The 22,372-nt window shown below is 39.9% G+C and carries 21 protein-coding genes and 1 pseudogene; 14 read left to right on the forward strand and 8 right to left on the reverse strand.

Features of this window, described 5'->3' with window-relative positions:
- Positions 1–86: 86 nt before the first annotated feature.
- Positions 87–515: a hypothetical protein gene (locus tag V7K89_RS22040; RefSeq protein WP_335190896.1), complete on the reverse strand. Its 429-nt coding sequence runs from the start codon at positions 513–515 to the stop codon at positions 87–89.
- Positions 512–1,366: an FAD-binding domain-containing protein gene (locus V7K89_RS22045; protein ID WP_335190898.1), complete on the reverse strand. Its 855-nt coding sequence runs from the start codon at positions 1,364–1,366 to the stop codon at positions 512–514. Before V7K89_RS22045 ends, V7K89_RS22040 begins: the two co-directional genes overlap by 4 nt.
- A gap of 220 nt (positions 1,367–1,586) precedes the next feature.
- Here V7K89_RS22045 and V7K89_RS22050 point away from each other — a divergent pair, with 220 nt between their 5' ends.
- From V7K89_RS22050 to V7K89_RS22070, 5 genes are all read left to right on the forward strand, one after another.
- Entirely contained in the window at positions 1,587–3,434 is a 1,848-nt protein-coding gene (locus V7K89_RS22050) for a serine/threonine-protein kinase (RefSeq protein ID WP_335190900.1), read from the forward strand.
- Between the two features lie 153 nt (positions 3,435–3,587).
- The gene (gene bcp, locus V7K89_RS22055) at positions 3,588–4,067 is read left to right on the forward strand and encodes a thioredoxin-dependent thiol peroxidase (RefSeq protein WP_335191034.1); all 480 of its coding nucleotides are present in this window, start codon (positions 3,588–3,590) and stop codon (positions 4,065–4,067) included.
- 109 nt (positions 4,068–4,176) lie between these two features.
- Complete coding sequence (locus V7K89_RS22060) at positions 4,177–4,833, forward strand: type I restriction endonuclease (protein ID WP_335190902.1); 657 nt, start codon at positions 4,177–4,179, stop codon at positions 4,831–4,833.
- A 75-nt stretch (positions 4,834–4,908) separates the two neighbouring features.
- Complete coding sequence (locus V7K89_RS22065) at positions 4,909–5,535, forward strand: type I restriction endonuclease (protein WP_335190904.1); 627 nt, start codon at positions 4,909–4,911, stop codon at positions 5,533–5,535.
- A gap of 3 nt (positions 5,536–5,538) precedes the next feature.
- Positions 5,539–6,696, forward strand: a complete 1,158-nt coding sequence (locus V7K89_RS22070; protein WP_335190906.1) for an IscS subfamily cysteine desulfurase — start codon at positions 5,539–5,541, stop codon at positions 6,694–6,696.
- 42 nt (positions 6,697–6,738) lie between these two features.
- Here V7K89_RS22070 and V7K89_RS22075 read toward each other — a convergent pair whose 3' ends face one another.
- A complete protein-coding gene (locus V7K89_RS22075) occupies positions 6,739–7,674 on the reverse strand; it encodes a hypothetical protein (protein ID WP_335190908.1) in 936 nt (311 codons plus the stop codon).
- Between the two features lie 170 nt (positions 7,675–7,844).
- Entirely contained in the window at positions 7,845–8,804 is a 960-nt protein-coding gene (locus V7K89_RS22080; protein ID WP_335190910.1) for a 1-aminocyclopropane-1-carboxylate deaminase/D-cysteine desulfhydrase, read from the reverse strand.
- Between the two features lie 220 nt (positions 8,805–9,024).
- Between V7K89_RS22080 and V7K89_RS22085 the strand changes: the two genes are divergently transcribed.
- The 3 genes from V7K89_RS22085 to V7K89_RS22095 all read left to right on the forward strand — a co-directional run bounded on the left by V7K89_RS22085 (position 9,025) and on the right by V7K89_RS22095 (position 13,253).
- On the forward strand, positions 9,025–10,755 hold the full coding sequence (locus tag V7K89_RS22085; protein ID WP_335190912.1) for a diflavin flavoprotein: 1,731 nt from the start codon (positions 9,025–9,027) through the stop codon (positions 10,753–10,755).
- Between the two features lie 117 nt (positions 10,756–10,872).
- Positions 10,873–11,385, forward strand: coding sequence for a phosphate-starvation-inducible PsiE family protein (locus V7K89_RS22090; protein ID WP_335190914.1), 513 nt, complete (start codon positions 10,873–10,875; stop codon positions 11,383–11,385).
- Positions 11,386–11,516: 131 nt separating this feature from the next.
- Positions 11,517–13,253, forward strand: coding sequence for a diflavin flavoprotein (locus tag V7K89_RS22095; RefSeq protein ID WP_335190916.1), 1,737 nt, complete (start codon positions 11,517–11,519; stop codon positions 13,251–13,253).
- Positions 13,254–13,319: 66 nt separating this feature from the next.
- On the opposite strand, the gene V7K89_RS22100 is transcribed toward V7K89_RS22095, so the two are convergent.
- Positions 13,320–13,454 carry a hypothetical protein gene (locus V7K89_RS22100; protein WP_335190918.1) on the reverse strand — a complete coding sequence of 45 codons (135 nt, stop codon included), beginning with the start codon at positions 13,452–13,454 and terminating at the stop codon, positions 13,320–13,322.
- Between the two features lie 155 nt (positions 13,455–13,609).
- Between V7K89_RS22100 and V7K89_RS22105 the strand changes: the two genes are divergently transcribed.
- The 3 genes from V7K89_RS22105 to V7K89_RS22115 all read left to right on the forward strand — a co-directional run bounded on the left by V7K89_RS22105 (position 13,610) and on the right by V7K89_RS22115 (position 16,850).
- Positions 13,610–14,476, forward strand: coding sequence for a GNAT family N-acetyltransferase (locus V7K89_RS22105; protein WP_335190920.1), 867 nt, complete (start codon positions 13,610–13,612; stop codon positions 14,474–14,476).
- A 550-nt stretch (positions 14,477–15,026) separates the two neighbouring features.
- On the forward strand, positions 15,027–16,037 hold the full coding sequence (locus V7K89_RS22110; RefSeq protein ID WP_335190923.1) for an ABC transporter ATP-binding protein: 1,011 nt from the start codon (positions 15,027–15,029) through the stop codon (positions 16,035–16,037).
- Positions 16,038–16,850, forward strand: coding sequence for an ABC transporter permease (locus V7K89_RS22115; RefSeq protein ID WP_335190925.1), 813 nt, complete (start codon positions 16,038–16,040; stop codon positions 16,848–16,850).
- Between the two features lie 14 nt (positions 16,851–16,864).
- On the opposite strand, the pseudogene V7K89_RS22120 reads toward V7K89_RS22115, so the two are convergent.
- Positions 16,865–17,199: pseudogene (locus tag V7K89_RS22120) on the reverse strand (four helix bundle protein).
- Between the two features lie 161 nt (positions 17,200–17,360).
- On the opposite strand from V7K89_RS22120, the gene V7K89_RS22125 reads away from it, so the two are divergent.
- From V7K89_RS22125 to purU, 3 genes are all read left to right on the forward strand, one after another.
- The gene (locus tag V7K89_RS22125; RefSeq protein ID WP_335191036.1) at positions 17,361–19,151 is read left to right on the forward strand and encodes a GldG family protein; all 1,791 of its coding nucleotides are present in this window, start codon (positions 17,361–17,363) and stop codon (positions 19,149–19,151) included.
- Positions 19,152–19,222: 71 nt separating this feature from the next.
- Positions 19,223–19,849: a DUF4340 domain-containing protein gene (locus V7K89_RS22130; protein ID WP_335190927.1), complete on the forward strand. Its 627-nt coding sequence runs from the start codon at positions 19,223–19,225 to the stop codon at positions 19,847–19,849.
- Between the two features lie 25 nt (positions 19,850–19,874).
- Positions 19,875–20,729 carry a formyltetrahydrofolate deformylase gene (gene purU, locus V7K89_RS22135; RefSeq protein WP_335190929.1) on the forward strand — a complete coding sequence of 285 codons (855 nt, stop codon included), beginning with the start codon at positions 19,875–19,877 and terminating at the stop codon, positions 20,727–20,729.
- Positions 20,730–20,758: 29 nt separating this feature from the next.
- On the opposite strand, the gene V7K89_RS22140 is transcribed toward purU, so the two are convergent.
- Both V7K89_RS22140 and V7K89_RS22145 read right to left on the reverse strand, forming a co-directional pair.
- Positions 20,759–21,511, reverse strand: a complete 753-nt coding sequence (locus tag V7K89_RS22140; RefSeq protein ID WP_335190931.1) for a peptidylprolyl isomerase — start codon at positions 21,509–21,511, stop codon at positions 20,759–20,761.
- A gap of 233 nt (positions 21,512–21,744) precedes the next feature.
- A complete protein-coding gene (locus V7K89_RS22145; RefSeq protein WP_335190933.1) occupies positions 21,745–22,143 on the reverse strand; it encodes a hypothetical protein in 399 nt (132 codons plus the stop codon).
- Positions 22,144–22,372: the final 229 nt, after the last annotated feature.

Raw genomic sequence — 22,372 nt, forward strand, 5'->3', positions numbered from 1 at the left:
TAACTACCCTCATCCCTAACCCTTCTTCCAATTTGGGAGAAGGGGAGCCAATTTCAAAGTCCCTCTCCCAAATTTGGGAGAGGGATTTAGGGTGAGGGCTTTCGATAAACATAATTTTGAGCCACTTTCCAATAGCGCGAGAAGCGTTTCAAGTCAATATAGCCGTCATAGTTAAAAAACGGTTCTACCTCTAAAACTTCTACTGCTATAGAACGCTCAATTTGATTACAGATATCATCAAATCGGGGACTGGGACTATTGGCTGTGACAACTAAATTAGCATCATGTTCTTGAGCAAAAGTTAAAATTTCTTGTGCCACATTGCCACGGCGAATAACAACAGGTAACTCTAGCAAACATTCGTAGATAAAAGTCAGACGTTTAAGACTCAATTGCCATTCCTCTATCAAAGCCTCATCCCAAACCCAGATAGCTGGGGCATCGGGATATTTTTGCAATGTAGGATTATTTGGACTGAGGCAATCTCCATGTACCCAAACAATTGGTTTATTCATTTTTTACCTTTCTTTCCACGTTGCCAACTTTGGCTATTAGGTTGTTTGCTAAATTCGCCTTTGGGAAAAAGTCGCTGTTCTAATTCTTCATAGCTGCCTTCAAAATCACAATGGCCGTAAAGGGAGCATTTCTGACAATAAATGCTTTTGGTGTAGCGTTCTAAGTTTTCACGGTTGAAAAAATATGGTTTCTGACTAAAAGTGCTAGTAACCCACTGCCATGACATATTATTACTAGCAGGATCTCCATCTAAAAGATGTTCCAGAAACCATTTGGCTCCTGCTTGCCAACAAATACGCCGCCAATGGACAATATAAGCCGCTAGCCACATTCGTCCGTGGTTATGTAAATAGCCAGTTTCTCTCAAATCACCACTGAAACTGTCAATGCAAACTCTGCCTGTAGTTCCTTCTTTAATATCTTGCGGCAATTTCGGTGCATATTCGCTCACAGTATAACCAGTTTTGTACTCTTCTTGGTCTTTCCAGATTTCATTCCCTAGCTTCATATACAACCGTTGCCAGTAGTCGCGCCAACCTAACTCATTAATTATTTTCGTAGCTTCATCTTGGTTTTGTACCTGGTCAAGGACATAATCTCGAATTTCTCGCAAACTCAAAACGCCATAGCGGATATAAGGCGAAAGACGCGTGACTGCACCTGTAAAGAAATTACGTGTTTGAGCGTAGCGAAGTGGGTCGATTTTTTGCAGCGCTTCTTGTGCTGCTTTGTGTCCCCCTACAGTTTCGCTGATGTGGTCATCGCGTTGTACTGCATCTGGGAATTGTTCGTGCAGGTAGGCTACCAACTCATCGCGGTTGGTAAATTGGCGTTGCATATCTTTAGTCATGTGAACTTTGAAGTGTGGAATAAATAAAATATTTGTAGGCTAAGTCATTATTATGGTGGATAAATATAAGTGATCGCTCTCACCCTGATGAGAGAACTTAAGCAAAGATGAATGAGTGCGTAGGCATAGTTCGCTGCAAGCATCGCTTTGATACCGATTTTCTCCAGGTTCTCAGTAAGTAAAGCTAAAATATTAGATAAATCTGTCACTTTTCAAGACGATGAGCCTGTGTATCAATCCTAACTGCCAAAATGCTGACAACCCAGATAATCCACTACGCTGTCAAAGCTGTGGCTCTGAATTGCTACTAGAAGGATGTTATCGAATAACACGACCTATAGGCAAAGGTGGCTTTGCTAGAACATTTGAGGTAAGCCACAGTGGCAAGCTAAAAATTTTGAAGGTTCTTATACTAAATCAAGCTAAAGCGGTATCACTTTTTCAGCAAGAAGCTGAAGTTTTAAAGCGACTAAATCATCCAGGAATTCCTAATGCTGAGGAATATTTCAAGTTTTTTCCTCAAAATAGCCAAGAGCCAGTTCACTGTTTAGTAATGGACAAAATTGATGGAGAAAATTTATACGAATGGTTAGAAAAACGTGGTAATCGTCCCATCAGTGAAAAGCAAGCAGTCTTTTGGTTAACGCAGTTGACGAATATTTTACACAAAGTACATCAGCAGCAGTTTTTCCATCGGGATATAAAACCTTCAAACATTATGCTAACTGCTGATGGACAGTTGGTATTAATCGACTTTGGTATAGCACGGGAAATTACCGGAACCTATGAGAAAAAACAAGCAGCAGGTCAAATCACAAAATTTGTTTCTGATGGCTATGCTCCATTAGAGCAAATCAATGGTCATGCTGTTCCGCAATCAGATTTCTTTGCTTTGGGTCGTACTTTTGTCCATTTTCTGACAGGAAAATATCCTCTTGATCTGATGGATGACCCCTATGACGATCCATATACTGCTGATCTAAACTGGCGTGTTGAGGCTAATCAAATATCTCCTTTATTAGCAGATTTTATTGATCATCTGATGATGCGACCAGTAAAGGAGCGTCCAGCCAATACCCAGGTAATTTTGGAAAGATTGCTAGAAATTAATGAGACTTTATATCCCACGAAATTAACGAAACCAGAGTCAGTAAAACCATTACCAACAGTCAATGGGCAAACATTTTTTTTAGAACGCACTCTTGGTAGTTGGTACTCTGGACATTCTGACATTGTTCGGACTTTAGCAATTATTCCAGATGGGCAGACTTTGGTTAGTGGAGGTGATGACGAGACAATTAAAATATGGAACCTGTATAGTGCTGAGGAAATTAAAACAATTACACCGCATTCAACAAAAGTATTTGCTCTAGCAATTAGCCCAGATGGGCAAACTTTAGTTAGTGATAGTGATGATAGTGATGACCCAGAAATTATATTGTTTAGCATGACAACGGGTCAACAAATTCGCACAATAACTGGGCATTCAGAATATGTCAATTCTTTAGCAATTAGTCCAGATGGACAAAAGTTGGTTAGTGGCAGTCATGATAAAACAGTAAAAGTTTGGAATTTGCATAATGGAAAAGAAATTAGTACTTTAGCTACATATTCAGATCGTGTAACTTGTGTGGCAATCAGCCCTGATGGTCGTACTGTGGCTAGTGGTAGTGCAGACACAACAATACAGATATGGCCAAAACGCATTTTAAGCGGGCATTCAGCGTGTGTTAATTGTATTGCCATTAGCCCAGATTCTCAAATACTAGTCAGTGGTAGCGATGACAAAACAATAAATGTATGGAACCTCAATACTGGGGAGAAAATTTGTACTCTTGTAGGACATACAGGATTAGTTTTGAGCGTAGCATTCAGTTCCAACGGTAAGAATTTAGTGAGTGGCGGTGATGACGGAAAAATTAAACTTTGGGATCTCAGTACCAAAGAAGATATTTGCACTCGCAATGGGCATTCTGGTAGCGTGAATGCACTTGTATTTAGCCTTGATGGACAAATTTTTATCAGCGGTGGTGAGGACAATATGATCAAGATATGGCGAATATATTAGCTTAAGACTAGAGTAACAGACCTATTTATATGAATTGAGAAGCTGCAAATTAATTTTAGACACTGATAAATAAGAATGATTGCTCAATCTATGTACAATTCTAAAGCGATGTCTACGACGAGCTACGCTTACGCAATTTCTCCTACCTTCATCATGAGCAACATTCCCCAAGTTGGACAACCAGCGCCAGATTTCTCTACACCTGACCAAAATGGTAATGCAGTTACTCTCAACGACCTCAGCAGTCAGTGGGTTGTCCTTTACTTCTATCCCAAAGATGATACACCTGGTTGTACCACCGAAGCGAAAGATTTCACCGAGTTGTATCAAGACTTCAGCGCACTGGGAGCAAAAATCTTAGGCGTAAGTCCAGATTTGGGTAAGTCTCATTGTAAATTTATCAGCAAACATAACTTGTCAATCACCCTTTTGAGTGACCCAGAACATATTTTGACAGAAGCCTACGGCGCTTGGCGCTTAAAAAAATTTATGGGCAAAGAATATATGGGTGTTGTTCGCTCAACCTTTCTAATTTCACCTAATAAAATTATTGTCTATACTTGGCCTAATGTGAAAACCAAAGGTCACGCTCAGGCAGTTTTAACTCAATTACGGGAATTAGCAGCCACCTAACGCAACTGAATGCAAGTATAGTTACGGCAATGCTACGTAATATTGCTCTAGAAACTGTTAGCGTGATGATTAAAGTAAATAATTAGATTTTTTGCAATTTGAAATAAATATGATTCAAGTCATCCAAGCCCAAAATATCACTCTTGCCTACTTAAAGAAAAAATTTGCTCTGTATAAATCTGAAGATGAGCAATTTTTTACAGAGTGGTTTGACTACATACCTGAAATGACTGAATTAGAAAAGCAATATTTAGACAGAATTAAAAATAACTATCTCAATGTCCTTGAAAATGCTCCTCTTTTAGAAGAAGCAGTAAAACTGGTAGTATTATCTCCGTTGCTAGATTTAGCTGGTTTTTATCGTCCTCCTTTTTATATTGCAACAGAAGAAAGTATAGAAATTTGCGAACAAGCTATCATTGATAATGAATTAAATACCGAAGATGCTAAAGAAGTTATTAAAGGTCAAATTGATGTCCTAGTTCTCCAAGATCAGCTATGGTTACTTATAATTGAATCTAAAAGGTCTAGTTTTTCCTTGGCAAAGGCAATTCCGCAAGCTTTGACTTATATGTTGGCAAATCCTCAACCTGAGCATCCTGCATATTCTTTAGTAATGAATGGAGAAGATTTCCAATTTATTAAATTGATAAAACAAGATAAACCAATTTATGCTTTATCTGATCGATTCACTTTATATAAACGCGAAAATGAATTATATAAAGTTTTGAATATATTAAAAAAAATAGGTCAACTTTTAAGTTAATTCTTTTTGCTATTTGTATCTAGGTTAATACTGGAATAGTATCATAATAATTATATTGCATTTTTTTATTAAATTATGGTTCAATTTATCCAAGCACAAAATATCGGGCTTGCCTATTTGGAAGAAAGATTTAGTCTACAGCTAGCCGAAGATGAGGCATTCTTCACAGAATGGTTTGAAAATTTACCGGAAATTACAGATTTAGAAAAGCAAGATTTAAACAAAGTAAAACTTCATTATCTCCGTTTAGTCAAGCATCCTCCTTTGTCAGAAGAAACGGTAAAATTAGTAGTTTTATCTCCTTTACTCAATTTAGCTGGATTTTATGATGAGCCTTTTTATATCAGAGGCGAACAATCAATAGAAATTTCTGCGGAAGATGAAGGAGAAATTATTAGAGGTAGAATTGATATTTTAGTTATTCAAGAACAATTATGGTTGTTAGTAATTGAATCTAAAAGGTCTAGCTTTTCTCTTTTGGAAGCCGTACCTCAAACAATTGCTTATATGCTGGCTAATCCCAATCAAGACAAACCTAATTTTGGATTAGTAACAAATGGTAGTGATTTTATTTTCTTGAAACTGACCAAAGAAAATCAGCCAAAGTATGCTATATCTGATCAATTTACACTATTGAAACGAAAAAGTGAACTGTATCAGGTTCTAAGTGTATTAAAAAATTTGAGTCAAATTTTGAGTTAATTTATGTCTATTCGCCCTATCTACCTTGATTGTCACGCTACCACACCTGTAGATGAACGGGTATTAGCAGTAATGCTTCCTTATTTTACAGAACACTTTGGCAACCCAGCTAGTATTAGTCATGTTTACGGTTGGGAAGCAGAAGCTGCTGTGAAGCAAACGCGAGAAATTTTAGCAGCAGCAATCAACGCCACACCAGAAGAAATTGTTTTTACGAGTGGGGCAACAGAAGCAAATAATCTAGCTATTAAAGGTGTTGCCGAAGCTTATTTTAAAAAAGGTCAGCATATTATTACTATTGTCACTGAACATAGTGCAGTAATTGACCCTTGTAATTATTTAAAAAGTCTTGGTTTTGAAATTACTATTCTCCCTGTCCAAAAAGATGGATTGATTGATTTAACTGAGTTAAAAAAAGCTCTACGTCCTGAGACTATTTTAGTATCAGTGATGGCTGCAAATAACGAAATTGGTGTGTTACAGCCTTTGGCAAAAATTGGGGAAATGTGCCATGAACACCAAATCCTATTCCACACCGATGCCGCCCAAGCTATTGGTAAAATTCCCTTGGATGTGCAAGCGATGAAAATTGACTTGATGTCGCTAACAGCACATAAAGTATATGGTCCCAAAGGTATTGGAGCGCTGTACGTCCGCAGACGCAATCCTAGAGTGCAACTAGCTCCTCAGCAGCATGGTGGCGGACATGAACGGGGGATGCGTTCTGGTACATTGTATACACCGCAAATTGTCGGCTTTGGCAAAGCTGTAGAAATCGCTTTGGCTCAACAAGAGACAGAAACCCAACGCCTCACCCAATTAAAACAAAGATTGTGGGAACAGCTTTCGGAAGTTGAAGGAATTCATCTTAACGGACATCCTCAACAGCGATTGGCAGGAAACTTGAATATCAGTGTTGAGGGAGTGGATGGAGCCGCACTTTTGCTAGGATTGCAGCCAGTAATGGCAGTTTCTTCTGGATCTGCTTGTTCATCGGCAACTACTGCACCTTCCCATGTTCTCACAGCATTGGGACATTCAGAAAAGCTAGCTTATGCCTCGGTGCGGTTTGGTATTGGCAGGTTTACTACAGAAGAAGAGATTGATATTGTGGCAAAACATGCGAGCGCTACCATTCAAAGTTTACAAAATAAACGGTAAGCATGAAAATCAGCAATGCCTCTTGTTTGGAAAATCGCTTTTCTATAAATTGATATTATCTGTGGGATTACTCATATCAAAAACCTTAAATTCAATTCCTTCTAACTTCAGCCTCAAAGCCTCTAATAAGAGATTTACCCTTTCTTCAATAAAAATGGTTAGGGCATTTTCTGGAAGTGCATCGCCTCTTGACCATTCAAGAATGATTGTCGGTATAAGATGAGAGCGTAACACTGTCTCTAAACCAGAGTCGTCATATTCTTTGAGATAATGTAATGGATTTCTATCGCTAATTTTCAAATTAGTTATTTGAGACAGATAGGCTATATTCATCAAGCTGTCACATTCTATTTGACTAGCAATACCACTCTGTTTAATAAAATTAACTGGAAATATGTGGTGCAAGTTAGGTTTATCTGTTAGTAAATAATAAACATCGGATAAAACATCTCTATGGGGTTTTGCCCAATCTTGCGGCTTATGGTTTGCATAAAGTGATAGTATCGCTCTGGATAAGCGACCTCTATAACTGTAGAAAGATTTTCTCAGCGAATTTTTGTCAATATCAAATTGATTGAATGAGTAAGTACTATTAGCCTTTTGTTGATTAACAAAGTATATATGTTGCCACAAGTGAGTAGTGTTTGTTAGTAAATCTGCATTATGAAAACTATAATACCAAAAATACTTATTTAAAAAACTATAATCTGGTTTATCATTCCGATAAAAATATGCTGTGATAGTCAAATATAAATATCGGTAAGGAATTAATCTCCCACCCTTTATATGCAAAATCTTATCAAAAAAATCAAAAGTTTTCGCAACTGCTATTTTAAAATCAGACCATACAGCTTCAATATGCTCTGTTTTTAGCTCATTAAGATACTTGTTAGTAATACTTTTTATCCCAGCTTCGGGAAATTCAAGATTTACCACTACAGCTAGCATCTGAAGTAATGTCCAATCATCAACACTCACTTATCTAAATAGGTAGCAATGGCAGAATTAGTTGGCTGAATGCGATCGGTGTATGTAGACATTAAATTAACCTTACTTAACTTTGAGTAAATATCAAGATTGGCGTGTGAATTTTACTGATATAAGTAAAATTCCATACAAAGGTAATTGATATTTAATTAAGTGGCAACTCAGATTTTAGAAAATCCCTGCAACTTTTCTTCCATGCCGACATTGCCCTGTAAGCCGCCTGTGTGTACCAGTAACAAGGAGTCGCCTTTACAAAAAAATCCCTGTTGTAGTAAATCCATCACTCCGTAAAACATTTTGGCGGTATATACGTAATCAAGGGGTACGCCATGTTGTTGTGTGAACTGTTCACTAAACAGTATTAACTCGTCGTTCACCTTTGCATAGCCGCCAAAGTGATAATCACATATCAATTCCCAGTCAGCAGGAGAACTATATGGTGCAGGTAAATCAGAGGCGAGGTAATTTGTCAACAAAGTTTCAATTTCATGTGCAAGAAATGCCCCATTTTTCAATACGGGAAAAGCGATCGCTCTTTGTCCTTCATGCAACGAAAGCGCAATACCTGCTAGTGTGGTAGCTGTACCGCAGGCTACGCAGATACGATCAAATGCGTAGGCGTAGCCAGCCGTAGGCATCGCATTACCAATTATCTCTGTGCAGCCGCGCACACCATTTAAATTACTCCCACCTTCGGGAATGATAAACACCTCACCGAAACGTTGTCGCAGATATTCCTCTAACGCTGATGTATTGCGCTGTCGATACATCTCGCGGTTCAGATACACAAGCTGCATACCCTGTTGTACAGCAAAACTCAGCGTCGGGTTGAGTGGTAGCCTCTCCTCTCCACGAATTACACCGATGGTGCGAAAACCGAAAAGATTACCAGCCGCCGCAGTTGCATAGATGTGATTGGAATAAGCACCGCCAAAGGTTAGCAGCGTTGTGAAATTTTTCTCCTTAGCCTCCAAAAGATTGTATTTCAGCTTAAACCACTTATTGCCGTTAACCCACGGGTGCATGAGATCGAGGCGCAGCACATACAAATCAACACCAGCGTGACGGGCGATTTTGCTGTTAATTTGTTGTATAGAAGGAGGAAGAAAGGTTAACGACATGCGTAAACATTTTAACTTAGTATTTACATTTTCTCACATCCATTATTGAAGATAAAAGTAATGATAAACATTGAGCAATTCAATGGTAAATCAAGCTAAATGACGAATAAAAATTTCTGATGATTAGCTTTAGAAATTGGCATTTTACTAATTAAGTGTTTCAGGTAAATATAAGAAACATAACATTTGCTTCAGATAAGAATCTTTTTGGAGAGAACAAATGCTTGCACTCATAGAGCTTACTCAAGTTACTCCCAGCCCAGGACGTTTGACGATTCAAACTGTTGAAATTGCTCCTCAAACGACAGCTATCCGTTGTCTAGACTGGGATAGAGAACGTTTTGACATCGAGTTTGATTTACGCAATGGTACGACCTATAATTCTTTCTTAATTCAAGGAGAGAAAATTGCCTTAGTTGACACATCTCACCACAAGTTTGAGCAATTATATCTTGAGGTAGTGACGGGATTAATCGATCCAACTAAGATAGATTACTTAATTATTAGCCACACAGAACCGGACCACAGTGGCTTAGTGAAAGATATTTTGCAATTAGCTCCCTCAATTACTGTTGTTGGTGCAAAGGTAGCTATTCAATTTTTAGAAAATATGGTTCACCAGCCTTTTAAATCAATGCAGGTGAAAAGTGGAGAGCGATTAGATTTAGGCAACGGACACGAATTAGAATTTATCTCTGCACCTAACTTACACTGGCCTGACACAATATTGACCTATAACCATAAAACTTCCACACTCTACACTTGCGATGTGTTTGGGATGCATTACTGTGATGACCACACCTATGATGAAAATATTACCTTGATAGAGGAGGATTTTCAATATTATTATGATTGTCTCATGGGGCCTAATGCTCGGTCTGTTTTGGCAGCTTTAAAGCGGATTGAAAAGTTAGAAATAGCAATTGTTGCTACAGGACATGGCCCTTTATTACAACACTATATCTCTGAATGGCTCGGACGGTATCAAAACTGGAGTTTAGAACAAGCAAAAACAGAAACTTTAGTGGCTCTATTTTATGTTGAAGATTACGGGCATAGCGAGCATTTAGTCCGTACCATAGCACATGGGTGCGCGAAAACAAGCGTGGCAATAGAATTAGTAGACTTTAATAGTGCTGAGCCTCAAGAAGTTCGAGAATTAGTTGCACAAGCCTCTGGTTTAATAATTGCAATGCCAGCCCAATCTTCGGTAATGGCTCAAGCAGCTTTAAGTACGATTTTAGCTGCTGTTCACAAGAAACAAGCGATTGGTTTATTAGAGTCAGGAGGGGGAGAAGATGAACCCATTTATCCTTTACGTAATAAGTTTCAAGAATTGGGATTAACTGAAGCTTTTCCACCTGTCTTAGTTAAGGAAATTCCTACCCAAGCAACGGAACAACTTTGTGATGAAGCGGGGACAGATATGGGTCAATGGTTGACCCGCGACCGCACCATAAAACAAATCAAATCTATCAATACTGAGCTAGAAAAAGCTTTAGGGCGTATTAGCACAGGATTGTATATTATCACTGCTAAAAAAGGAGAAATTCAGAGTGCAATGCTGGCTTCGTGGGTGACACAAGCAAGTCTTGAGCCTTTGGGAGTAGCGATCGCAGTATCCAAAGATCGGGCAATTGAATCCTTAATGCACGTTGGTGATCGCTTTGTTTTAAATGTTTTAGAAGAAGGCAAATATCAAGGATTAATGAAACATTTCCTGAAACGTTTTGCTCCTGGTGCAGATCGCTTTGCTGGAGTGAAAACATATCCAGCTACCAATGAATCGCCCGTTTTAGCTGAAGCTTTAGCTTACATGGAATGTGAAATTACTAGCCGCATGGACTGTGGAGATCATTGGGTAATTTATAGCATAGTCCAAACTGGAAGAGTTGCCAAGCTAAATGCACTTACCGCCGCCCATCACCGTAAAATTGGCAATCATTACTAAATGGTCATTTGTCATTGGGAAGAAGCAGAGGGGAAAAAGGTAATTTTATTATTCTTCCCCCTGCTCTACTGCTCCCCACAGACGCAATAAATCACGTCTCTACAACTCAAAAAAAATATGTATAAATCTGTTGAAAATACCTCAATTAATATGTACGAAATCAATCGAGGACGCGTCGTGCGAACCTTGGAATTTATCCAAGATATGATTGTGATTTGTTTGTGTATTGGTTTATTTAGCTTCATGGCGCTTCAGGTGAAAGATATGTTTCTTTCCTTACTTCCACCTTTAGATTTTCATGCTGTTACTGCTGATATTCTCTTTTTACTCATCTTAGTTGAGTTATTTCGACTGCTGATTATTTATCTACAGGAACATCGAGTATCTATTGGAGTAGCTGTTGAAGTTTCCATCGTTTCTGCCTTGCGAGAAGTCATTGTTAAAGGTGTTCTAGAAGCAAGTTGGAGTCAAGTTTTAGCAACTTGTGCCTTTTTATTAGTTTTGGGAATACTACTGTTCCTCCGAGTTTGGCTACCCCCGACTTTTGAAGGTATTGACCCAGAACAAGAAGTATCTAAACGCTATAGAAACCTAGCCAAGTCTGAATTAACACAAACTAACGGTCATTAGACATAGGAGTGAAAAACAATGTAGAGACGTAGCAGTGCTACAACTCTACAAGGGTTCTGAATAACGCATATTTAATTTCACCAGATGTCTAATCCTCCATACCCAATACCCCATTATTAAGAGAGGTTATTATGTCTGCAAATACTTTAACTACCAGCCATCCTAGAGATGTACAAGTTGCTGAAATTGGTAAAAATACTCTGATTTTGCGATCGCGGACTTGGGACAGATTAAAATTTGAGGTAGAATATTCCCGCCAACGGGGAACTACAGCAAATTCTTATCTGATTCAAGCTGATAAAAAGGCTTTAATTGACCCTCCTGGTGAATCTTTTACCGAAATTTACCTTCAGCAACTTGCACAACATTTAGACTTCACTACCTTAGATTACATTGTTCTGGGTCATGTCAACCCCAACCGCAGATCAACTCTGCAAATATTGCTCTCTCAGGTTCCTCAAGTTACTCTCATTTGTTCTCGCCCCGCCGTCAATGCTCTCAAAACCGCCTTTCTCGAATGGGATTCACGCATTCAAGCGGTGCGATCGCAGGATACTCTAGATTTAGGGCAAGGACATCTTCTATCATTTATCACCGTACCAACTCCCCGCTGGGCGGATGGACTTTGTACCTACGATCCCGCCACAAAAGTTCTCTACACAGACAAACTTTTCGGCGCCCATATTTGCGAAGATATTTTGTTTGATGAAGATTGGAAGGGATTAGACGTGGAACGTCGTTACTATTTTGAATGTCTCCATGCGCCCCAAGCCAAACAAGTTGAAGTAGCCTTAGATAAATTGTCGGTTTTAGGAGCCAGATGTTATGCCCCAGCACACGGGCCAGTTGTCCGTTACAGCCTTAGTCGTTTTACTTATGATTACCGTCAATGGTGTCAAGGGCAAAAATCTCAAGAGTTGAGTGTTGCTTTGCTTTATGCTTCTGCTTATGGAAATACAGCAATTCTGGCGAATGCGATCGCTCAAGGTTTGATCCAAAATGGAGTTAATGTAGAATCAATCAACTGCGAACTAGCCGATTCTGGGAAGATTAACCGCATTGTAGAAACCTGTGATGGTTTGATTATCGGCTCACCCACATTAGGCGGCCATGCACCGACTCAAATTCAAACTGCTTTAGGAATAGTTCTCTCGGTGGCAGCTAAAACTAAGTTAGCAGGGGTGTTTGGTTCCTACGGTTGGAGTGGCGAGGCAATAGATTTAATCGAAAGCAAGCTCAAAGATGCAAATTATCAACTAGGATTTGAAACAATTCGGGTGCGTTTCAGTCCGACTCCTGAGATTCTCCAGCAATGTCAACAAGCCGGTGCTTCCTTTGCCCAAAACTTGAAGAAAACCAAAAAACTGCGGACTTCTCGCCAGATTGTCACAGAAAGCCATGTAGATCGTACTGAACAAGCGGTGGGGCGGATCGTTGGTTCTCTGTGTGTTGTGACAACTCGCGATCAAGAAACTCACAAAGGGGTTTTAACTTCTTGGGTATCGCAGGCAACTTTTAACCCGCCAGGGATTATGATTGCGATCGCTAACGAGCAAAATGCAGATTTAATGCATCATCCTGGCGATAAATTTGTGCTAAATATTCTCAAAGAAGGAAGAAATGTCCGCCGCTATTTTTCTCGTCATAGCACTTTAGGAGATAATCCCTTTGCAAATCTTGCCACAAAAACTGCTCTGAATGGTTGTTTGATTTTGAATGAGGCATTAGCCTATTTAGAATGTACAGTGCAAAATCAGCTTGAATGTGGCGATCGATGGTTAATCTATGCCGTCATCAATCACGGTAAAGTGTTGGAAAATGATGGTGTCACGGCTTTGGAACATCGGAAATCTGGCAGCTATTATTAATCTGACTGTTTACTCTTGTCTAGAAAGCCTCTTTGTTTGTAAAGTGATGGTGTACACACAGGTCTTTTAGAGTTGCAATGCGATTGTTTCGGCTGACAATGCGATTGTTTTGACTGACAATGCCATTGTTTTGACTGACAATGCCATTGTTTTGACTGACAATGCCATTGTTTCATGGCATTTGAAAAGCCTCACTTTCATTCCTCTCTCCTTTTAAGACTACGGTGTACACACAAGTCTTGCCGCAGCCATATCTTTATTAATAAATCTCGCGCTACGTTTCTATTTTGCCTTTGATTTTTTTAATGCATCTCCCTTTAATGGTTTACTATCTTGAAACGGCTAGTCTACCTATTATGAAAAGCACAAACTTCATTTTGCGAGAGGGAAGGATTGAAGACGCTCATGAGTGCGGTTCAATCTGTGATCAAGCGTTTAAGATCCTCCATGACCAATATAATTTTCCCATAGACTGGGCTTCTCCTGAAGTTACAATTGAGTGGTTTTCATCTCTACTTAAACGTCAAAATATTTACTCGGTTGTAGCGCAGCTAGATGGACATATTGTGGGCAGTAATTTTCTCTGGAATAATGGGGCAATTGCTGGAATTGGGCCGCTATCTGTTAACCCCATAACACAAGGACGTTCAATTGGTAAGCATCTCATGCAATACGTCTTAGATTACGCACGGCAGCAGGAGTTTGCAGGTGTCAGATTAGTGCAAGCTGCTTATAATAGTAGTTCATTATCCTTATATACTAAACTCGGATTTCGTGTGCGAGAACCGCTTGCAGTTATAAAAGGTACGGCGCTTCAACTTGAAGTTTTAGGCTATGTGGTTCGTAAAGCAACCGCAGCAGATATCGATATCTGCAACCAACTCTGTTTTCAAGTTCATGGTCATGTTCGCCAGATCGAATTACTTGATGCAATTGAGCAGCAAACGCTTACAGTAGTTGAACATAACGGTTGCATAACAGGATATATAACTGTACTTAGCTTGGATGGACACGCAGTTGCACACAGTAATCAAGACCTCAAAGCATTACTGAGCGCTGCAACAGCTATTTCTGAATCAGAATTTCTCTTGCCAACGCGCAATACTGAGTTATTGCACTGGTGCTTAGAAAGAGGATTGCACATAGTTCGACCAATGACATTGATGACTATGGGACTGTACAACGAGCCAGCAGGCGCATTTCTACCTTCAATACTCTATTAAATTGCCTGTTGCCGCAATCACTAAACTAAGTTAGCACATTTGTAACAATGGTCAAACCAATTCGCTTTTTCGCCCATTCGCAATTTCTTTCCCCACGCATAAATGAGGGGGCTTGAGTCAACTGACGTAGTGCAAGAAGCACTACGCGTCGCTACATACATATTTTTTATTTTCTATAAATAAATTTAGGGGCTTGTACCTTTTTCTTTCTGGTCAACAGAGTGGAAACGCTACAAGTGCATTAAATTTTTATATACAAATAACGATCGCATTCCTGCCTCTGGTGCAAAGTACGATTGCATCCTGAAATAGCCTATTTCCGTTTTGAGTTTTAACACCTCATATTTTCGCGTTGATCCCTCAAATAACATGGTATTCTCACGGAAGCAGAAGCTCCCAAGAAGAATTACATTCCTATTCTCCTGAGATGAAGCTCAATTTTCAGGAACTTTACCCATTGTCGGCGAATCATTAGTGCCAATCCCCGATACCCAATATCGTGATCTAAGATTGTTGGGTATTCTATAAATTTGCGATCGCTACTATACCGATGATTGAAGTTGAACATCTGAGTAAAATATACGGCTCTACCCCAGCGATTACTGATGTCACCTTTAGCGTCGAGCCTGGGGAGATTTTAGGGTTGTTGGGCCCCAATGGCGCTGGTAAAACCACAACCATGCGGATTCTGGCTGGTTATTTACCGGCAACCAATGGGAATGCCCGGATTGCTGGTTATGATGTCCATGAAAATTCTCTGGCTGTGCGCCAACGGATTGGTTATTTACCGGAAACACCGCCGTTATATCCAGACATGACGGTGGAGGGATTTTTGCATTTTGTCGCCCGAATTAAGGGAGTTCCAGCAGGCGATCGCACTAATAAGGTAACAGCCGCCATCGAACGCTGCAACTTAGAAGACAAGCGACGGGTGATTATCCGCAAACTCTCCAAAGGATACCGCCAAAGAGTAGGAATTGCTCAAGCGATCGTCCACGATCCCCCAGCAATCATTTTGGATGAACCCACCGTCGGACTCGATCCCCGACAAATAATTGAAGTGCGGAATTTAATTAAAAGCCTTGCTGGTACTCACACAATTATTCTTTCCACGCACATTCTGCCAGAAGTAAGTATGACTTGTAGCCGCGTCGCCATCATCAATCGCGGTAAAGTTGTGGCAACTAATACACCAGAAACTCTGATGACTCAGTTGACAGGCGGTTCAGGATATGAATTGGAAATAGAAGGAGAAGCTGCTCTAGCGAAACAGGTATTGCAAAAAGTTGCGGGTGTGAGCCTGATAGAATCAATTTCCACAGCCGGAATACATAGCCATCAACCCCAGGAAAATCGCGCTTACTTGCGGGTGATATCGCAACCTGGAAAAGAACCAGGACGCGATATTGCCACAACCTTAGTGCGTGCAGGATTCGGTTTACATGAACTGCGGCGGGTTAATGCCACCTTAGAAGACGTATTCTTGCAACTAACCACAGAAGAAAAGAATTTCGATCCTGAGGTAGACTTAGCAGCAGACAACGAAGGAGAAGCAGCATAAATGGGTATAGTGCTGAGTAATATTATTGCCATTTATCGCCGAGAGTTACAGAGTTATTTTGTATCGCCTTTGGCTTATGCGATCGCAGGCATATTTTGGTTCATCGCCGGGTTATTCTTCGTGATGATTTTGCTAGGGCCAGACGGCATTTTGGTAGGAGTTGCGGCAATAGATGCACAAGGGCAACAACTGGGAGTACCAGTACCACCGATAGATGTCCCTTACGAATTTATCCGAGCATTTTTAGATCGTATGGGATGGCTATTGTTGTTTATTCTGCCCATACTGTCGATGGGACTCTATGCCGAAGAACGGAAGCGGGGCACTTTAGAATTATTAGCCACCTCACCCATCACCAATTGGGCAGTAGCTGTAGGTAAATTATTAGGCGTGATCACATTTTTTATCACAATTGTTGTACCTATGTTAGTGTTGGAAGCGATCGCTATCAGCGGCTCAAATCCACCAATGACACCCTCAATTCCCTTGCTGGGTCATGTTGGATTAATCTTACTAGCAGCGGCAATTTTATCTGTAGGAATGTTTATTTCTTCATTAACAGACAGCACAATTCTATCTGCCGTTTTTACCTTTGCAGTAATCTTATTATTGTTATTGATTGATTTAATCGCCAAAATTGTCCCTGGCCCCGTAGGCGAAGCTTTAGGTTATCTGTCGTTGCTGAAACATTACAACACATTAATCCAAGGGATTTTTGATACTAGCGCCTTGATTTTATTCGCCAGTTACATTTTTTTGGGAATCTTTCTTACAGCTCAATCAATTGATGCTCTGCGCTTTCAAAGGCAATAGTTATTTGTCATTTGTCATTTGTCATTGTTCATTGGTGATTTGTCATCTGGTACATTGCCAATTGAGTTTAGGTAGGAGTTTAATTTTGGTGCTAGTTTGTTAATGATTGTTTTGATTGCATTTATTTGTTCGTTAGTTAAAAGATTACGAGTATAAGCTCGTTTTAACCAATGTTGAGTTTCATTCAAAGAACCTCTCGCTATTTTGATAAAACGTCTATTTTCTTGAAAACTACCTCTTCCTACACCTTCCGCTATATTGGCACCGATACTATCTGCCGAACGGACAATTTGTTTACCAATCGTATCTTTTGCAAAAAATCTGCTAATTGTTCTGATAATTGATACACCTGTAATTATTGAAACCGCTTTGTTGCCATTGATTCAGTTGTCTTGCTAATTTTTATTTAATCAATCAATTTTCGTGCATATATTTTTACTTGTCACTAATTTGTGATATATGACCAACGACAAATAATAAATGACCAATGACCAATGACAAATGACAAATATGAAACTAGTTGCAAAAAAGAAACTGTGGAAATATCTGTTTTGGTTGGGCCCGTTCCTAATTACTGTCGGCTTAACAGTTGGGTTAGTCTCTGAACAGTGGGGATTAATTCCATTAGTATTTCTAATTGCGGGAATTGTCATCAGTGGGTTGGGGATAATATGGCAAAGCTACCAGAGTAACTGGTGGAACCGTCGTTCTACCCAAGCTGGGACTAATGCCCTAGTGGCAACTCTGGCAGTATTGGCAATTTTGGGATTGATTAACTTTTTGGGAACTCGCTATCACTTGCGGGCAGACTTAACAGAGGCTCAATTATTTACCCTTGCACCCCAGTCACGTGAATTAGTAAGGGTTTTGCCACAGCCTGTTAAAGTGTGGGTGTTTGATGTTAACCAAAATCCCCAAGACCGAGAACTACTAGAAAATTATCAACGCCAAAGCTCAAAATTTAAATACGAGTATATCGATCCCCAAGCTAGGCCAGGACTTGCAGAAAAGTTTGGCGTTAAAGATTATGGAGAAGTTTATTTAGAATCTGGCGATAAACGGCAATTAGTACAAGCAATAAATGAAAATGAGCGCTTGTCAGAAATCAGATTAACTAGTCGCCTGCAACAACTAACAAATTCAAATACAGCCAAAGTTTACTTACTGCAAGGTCATGGCGAACGCCAACTTTCACCTGGTAAAGATGCAATATCACAAGCAGTTCAGGGATTAGGCGACAAAAATTTCACAACATCACCCCTGAATTTAGGAGAAACTTCTAAAGTTCCTCAAGATGCAGCTGTAGTGATAGTAGCTGGCCCCAAACGAGGACTGTTTGAGGGTGAAGTCAAAGCTTTGCAAGACTACCTTAATCGCGGCGGTAACTTACTGCTGATGATTGATCCTAATACCGATCCCAAACTTAACAGCTTGCTACAAGAGTGGGGTGTTCGTCTGGATAATCGTTTAGCAGTCGATGTCTCTGGTGAAAGCGTTGTGGGACTTGGCCCTGCTGCGCCCTTAGTAACAGAATACGGGCAACATCCAATTACCAAAGATTTCGGTAACGGCAATTCTTTTTATCCGATTGCCCGCCCACTGGAAATTACGTCTGTGCCTGGTGTTCAGGCTACTCCACTGCTACGAACCAAACCCTACCCCAGTAGTTGGGCAGAAAGCGACCTCCAAAGCGAAAAATTGGAGTTTAATGCAGATAAAGACCTCAAAGGCCCTTTAACCTTGGGCGTTGCTTTAACAAGAAAACAAACACCCAAATCTACTTCTACTCCCCAAGCTTCACCCACACCTTCACCCCTACCATCACCAACCACTCAAAGCAAGACTAGCCCTACTCCTTCCCCTTCCCCCAAGACTCCGCAAGCCTTACCTCTACCATCGCCAACCACTCAAAGCAAGACTTCCCCCACTCCCCCTGCCCCTCCTTCCCCCACTTCCTCTGCTTCCCCTACCTCCCCTGCTTCCCCTGCTCCCTCTGCCCCTCCTTCCCCTGCTGCCTCATCTCAAACAGCTACCGAGTCACGGTTAGTAGTTTTAGGAAATTCCGATTTCGCCACTGATGGTTTGTTTCAACAGCAATTAAATGGAGATGTATTCCTCAACTCAGTTACTTGGCTGAGTCAACAGGATGAGCAACCCCTTTCCATTCGTCCCAAAGAACCGAAAAATCGGCGGATAACCCTGACAACTACACAAGCTAATCTTTTAATATTGTCATCTCTGTTGCTTTTACCTCTAATCGGATTTGCGATCGCAGTTATTATTTGGTGGAAACGACGGTAGAGTTAGGAGTTAGGAGTTAGGAGTTATAAATATTAACTCTTGACCAATGACAAATGACAAATGACTAAAAAATGAAATTGCCGCGAACAACTTTAATTTTGATACTGCTAGCGCTAGGTTTAGGTAGTTTTGTTTACTTCCATGAAATTCGGGGTGCAACTGTGCAAGAACAAATCAAGGAGCAAAAGCAGAAAATTTTCTCTTTTGGAGAAGATGATGTGCAATCTTTAACAGTCAATACAAAAAAACTCACCCTGAATCTGGAACGTAACCCTGAATCTTCTAGTAAGCCCAAGTGGTTAATCAAATCTCCCATATCGGGCCCAGCAAATGACGCTATTGTTTCTTATTTAATGGATTTATTGGTCAAAGGTAATAGTGAACCTACTTTATCAACTCCTGCAAAACAGCTTGGAGAATTTGCCTTAGCTCCACCCCAAGCAACTATTAATATCACTCTGAAAAACCGACAAAGCCATCAGCTAATTTTAGGTAAATCTAACTTTAACGGTCGTTTATTGTATGCTCAAGCTGACCCTGCTGTAAAACCTGATGGTAATATAAATGTGCTGTTGGTATCTACAGATTTTGCAAATGCTGTAAATCGGGAATTATCAGAGTGGAAACAACCTGTAGATAATAGTCAGAAACTTCCTCCGCTTACCATTCCCAATCCGACTCCGACGAACAGCAAATAATTAATTCAAAATCTGGCGATACTATATGACAAATCCGACAGCAACATTGCTGATTTCCTGCCCCGATCAACGAGGATTGGTGGCAAAATTTGCCAATTTCATCTATTCTAACGGTGGTAATATTATCCATGCAGACCAGCACACAGATTTTGCTGCTGGGTTATTCCTTACCCGTATTGAATGGCAATTAGATGGGTTCAATTTGCCGCGAGAATTTATTGCTCCTGCTTTTAATGCGATCGCTCAACCTTTAGGTGCTAAATGGGAAATACGTTTTTCTGATACAGTACCACGCATTGCTATTTGGGTAAGTCGGCAAGACCATTGTCTATTTGATTTAATTTGGCGACAACGCGCTAAAGAATTTGTTGCTGAAATTCCTTTAATTATTAGTAATCATTCCAATTTAAAGGTAGTGGCAGAGCAATTTAATATTGAATTCCAACACATTCCCATCACTAAAGACAATAAATCAGAACAAGAAGCCCAACAACTAGAATTACTCCGGCAGTACAAAATAGATTTAGTTGTCTTGGCGAAATATATGCAAATTGTTAGTGTAAATTTTATTAGTCAATTTCCGCAAATTATTAATATACATCATTCATTTTTACCCGCTTTTATCGGAGCAAATCCTTATCACCGAGCTTTTGAGCGTGGTGTGAAAATTATTGGTGCAACAGCCCATTATGCTACTCCTGATTTAGATGCAGGCCCAATTATTGAACAGGATGTGGTACGAGTCAGTCACCGTGATGAAGTGGATGATTTAGTGAGAAAAGGCAAAGATTTGGAGAGAGTTGTATTAGCAAGAGCAGTGCGATCGCATTTACAAAATCGTGTATTAGTATATGGGAATAGAACAGTAGTCTTTGAGTGATTTTATATTGGAGCAAATTTAATTCGAGGTCAATCGAGGGAGATCCAGCCACCATTGGTCAGTTCAACTAATTTTTCTTCTAGCCAGGCTTCAAAGAGTTCATCTAGCAGTCGCTGGCGCATTGATTCATCTAGTAAAGCTGGGATAAGTATCTCTAGTCTTACAATCACCAGCCATTCTCCTAAACGAGTAGGACGCCATAGTTGACCCGCTTTACTGCCATACAACATTTGTGCTAGCTTTGAGGAGATTTTACCAAGTTCGACTGGTCCACACCAACCTCCGCTTTTTGCTTCTGGCCCTAGAGAAAATTGTCGAGCTAGTTCAGTAAAGGATTGCTCTCCTTCCTGAAGTCGGAAATAAAGCTCGTCAGCAAGCCCTTCATCCTTTGTCCTGATTAAAGAATAAATTACTTTGTTTAACGAAGACTTACGCTTAAGGAAATGACTTTCAATGTTCGGTTCCCAAGTAGCTTGTTTTAACTTCTCGATTTTCAGTTCTCGGATAGCTATAGTTTCTAGCTGTTCTGGAGTCATTTCATATAGTTCTAGCCATTGCTGACGTTTTAACTCGGAAGTCAGCTGCCATTTTTGATAAAATTGCTCACAAGCACTGGCTTTTTCTTCAAGTGTACAGGTAAAAGAAGCGATCACTTGGTCAGTGATAATCTCACGTAAAAATTGGGGAAATAGCTGATAGCTCGCCAATAAGCTGATAATTTTTTCCGTCGGAATTTTTTGATTTTTAACTTGCAAAATCTGAGCCATATCTAAGAAAGCCAACGGATTTATTCATATTTTGATCTGTTTTGTAAGCAGAGTCCAAGCCTCTACTTACAAAACTTATATAGGGTGTGAAAGATTATTATGGCATTGCTGATTAAGAGTATGAATTTATCTGACGCACAGGCGCAGAGCGTAAGAGTTTGAGATATGAAATTTTGAACATTCATTCATACTTCAATTCAGCAACGCCAGAATTTTCAGCTACAAGCACGCAAGGAAATTTTACTGATTTATACAACCTGAAATTCTATTACATACTCGCCGCCATTGCCAGAAAAAGTGAAGTCATAGAAGCCAGGTGTTCCATCAAAGTAAATTCCGCCGTTTTTGATTGTGCCTGGGTCGCTGCTGCCGAAGGTTTGGTTTAGGTCTATGGTTTTAAATTTGTCGTCGCCAGAAGTCCCAGGATCGTCTTCCCATAATGAAAAAAACAGAGGGTCTGCTTTAGTCGCTGGATCGTTTTCGAGTAGTTTGTTTGGGTAGATAACTTCGCCAGCATCAAAACTATTACTCAATGTATTTTTCTTAGAACCACTCTCAACTAGGTAATAGATTTCATCATTATTATCACCACCACGGGGATCTTGCTCGTCGATACATGCTATGTATTTTAAGTAGACTTTAGCCATGATGCTTTTCTCCTTCAACATTTTTTAGATGCTATTTTATACTTGAGCTTTGGCTAGTTTGCGGTGCGAAACCCAAAAGCTTTACAGTAATTGAGATAGGGCAAATGCAGTCAATGCAAGGCTTAATTACTTTTGAAAAGATATCACCTTGATCAATCGAAGTGCTAAATCAAGTCATAAAATTTTATATTGACTTATACAAGCCGAAAATTCAAAAAGCAGAAAATTT

The sequence above is a fragment of the Nostoc sp. genome (assembly GCF_036917515.1).
Taxonomy (GTDB): domain Bacteria; phylum Cyanobacteriota; class Cyanobacteriia; order Cyanobacteriales; family Nostocaceae; genus Nostoc.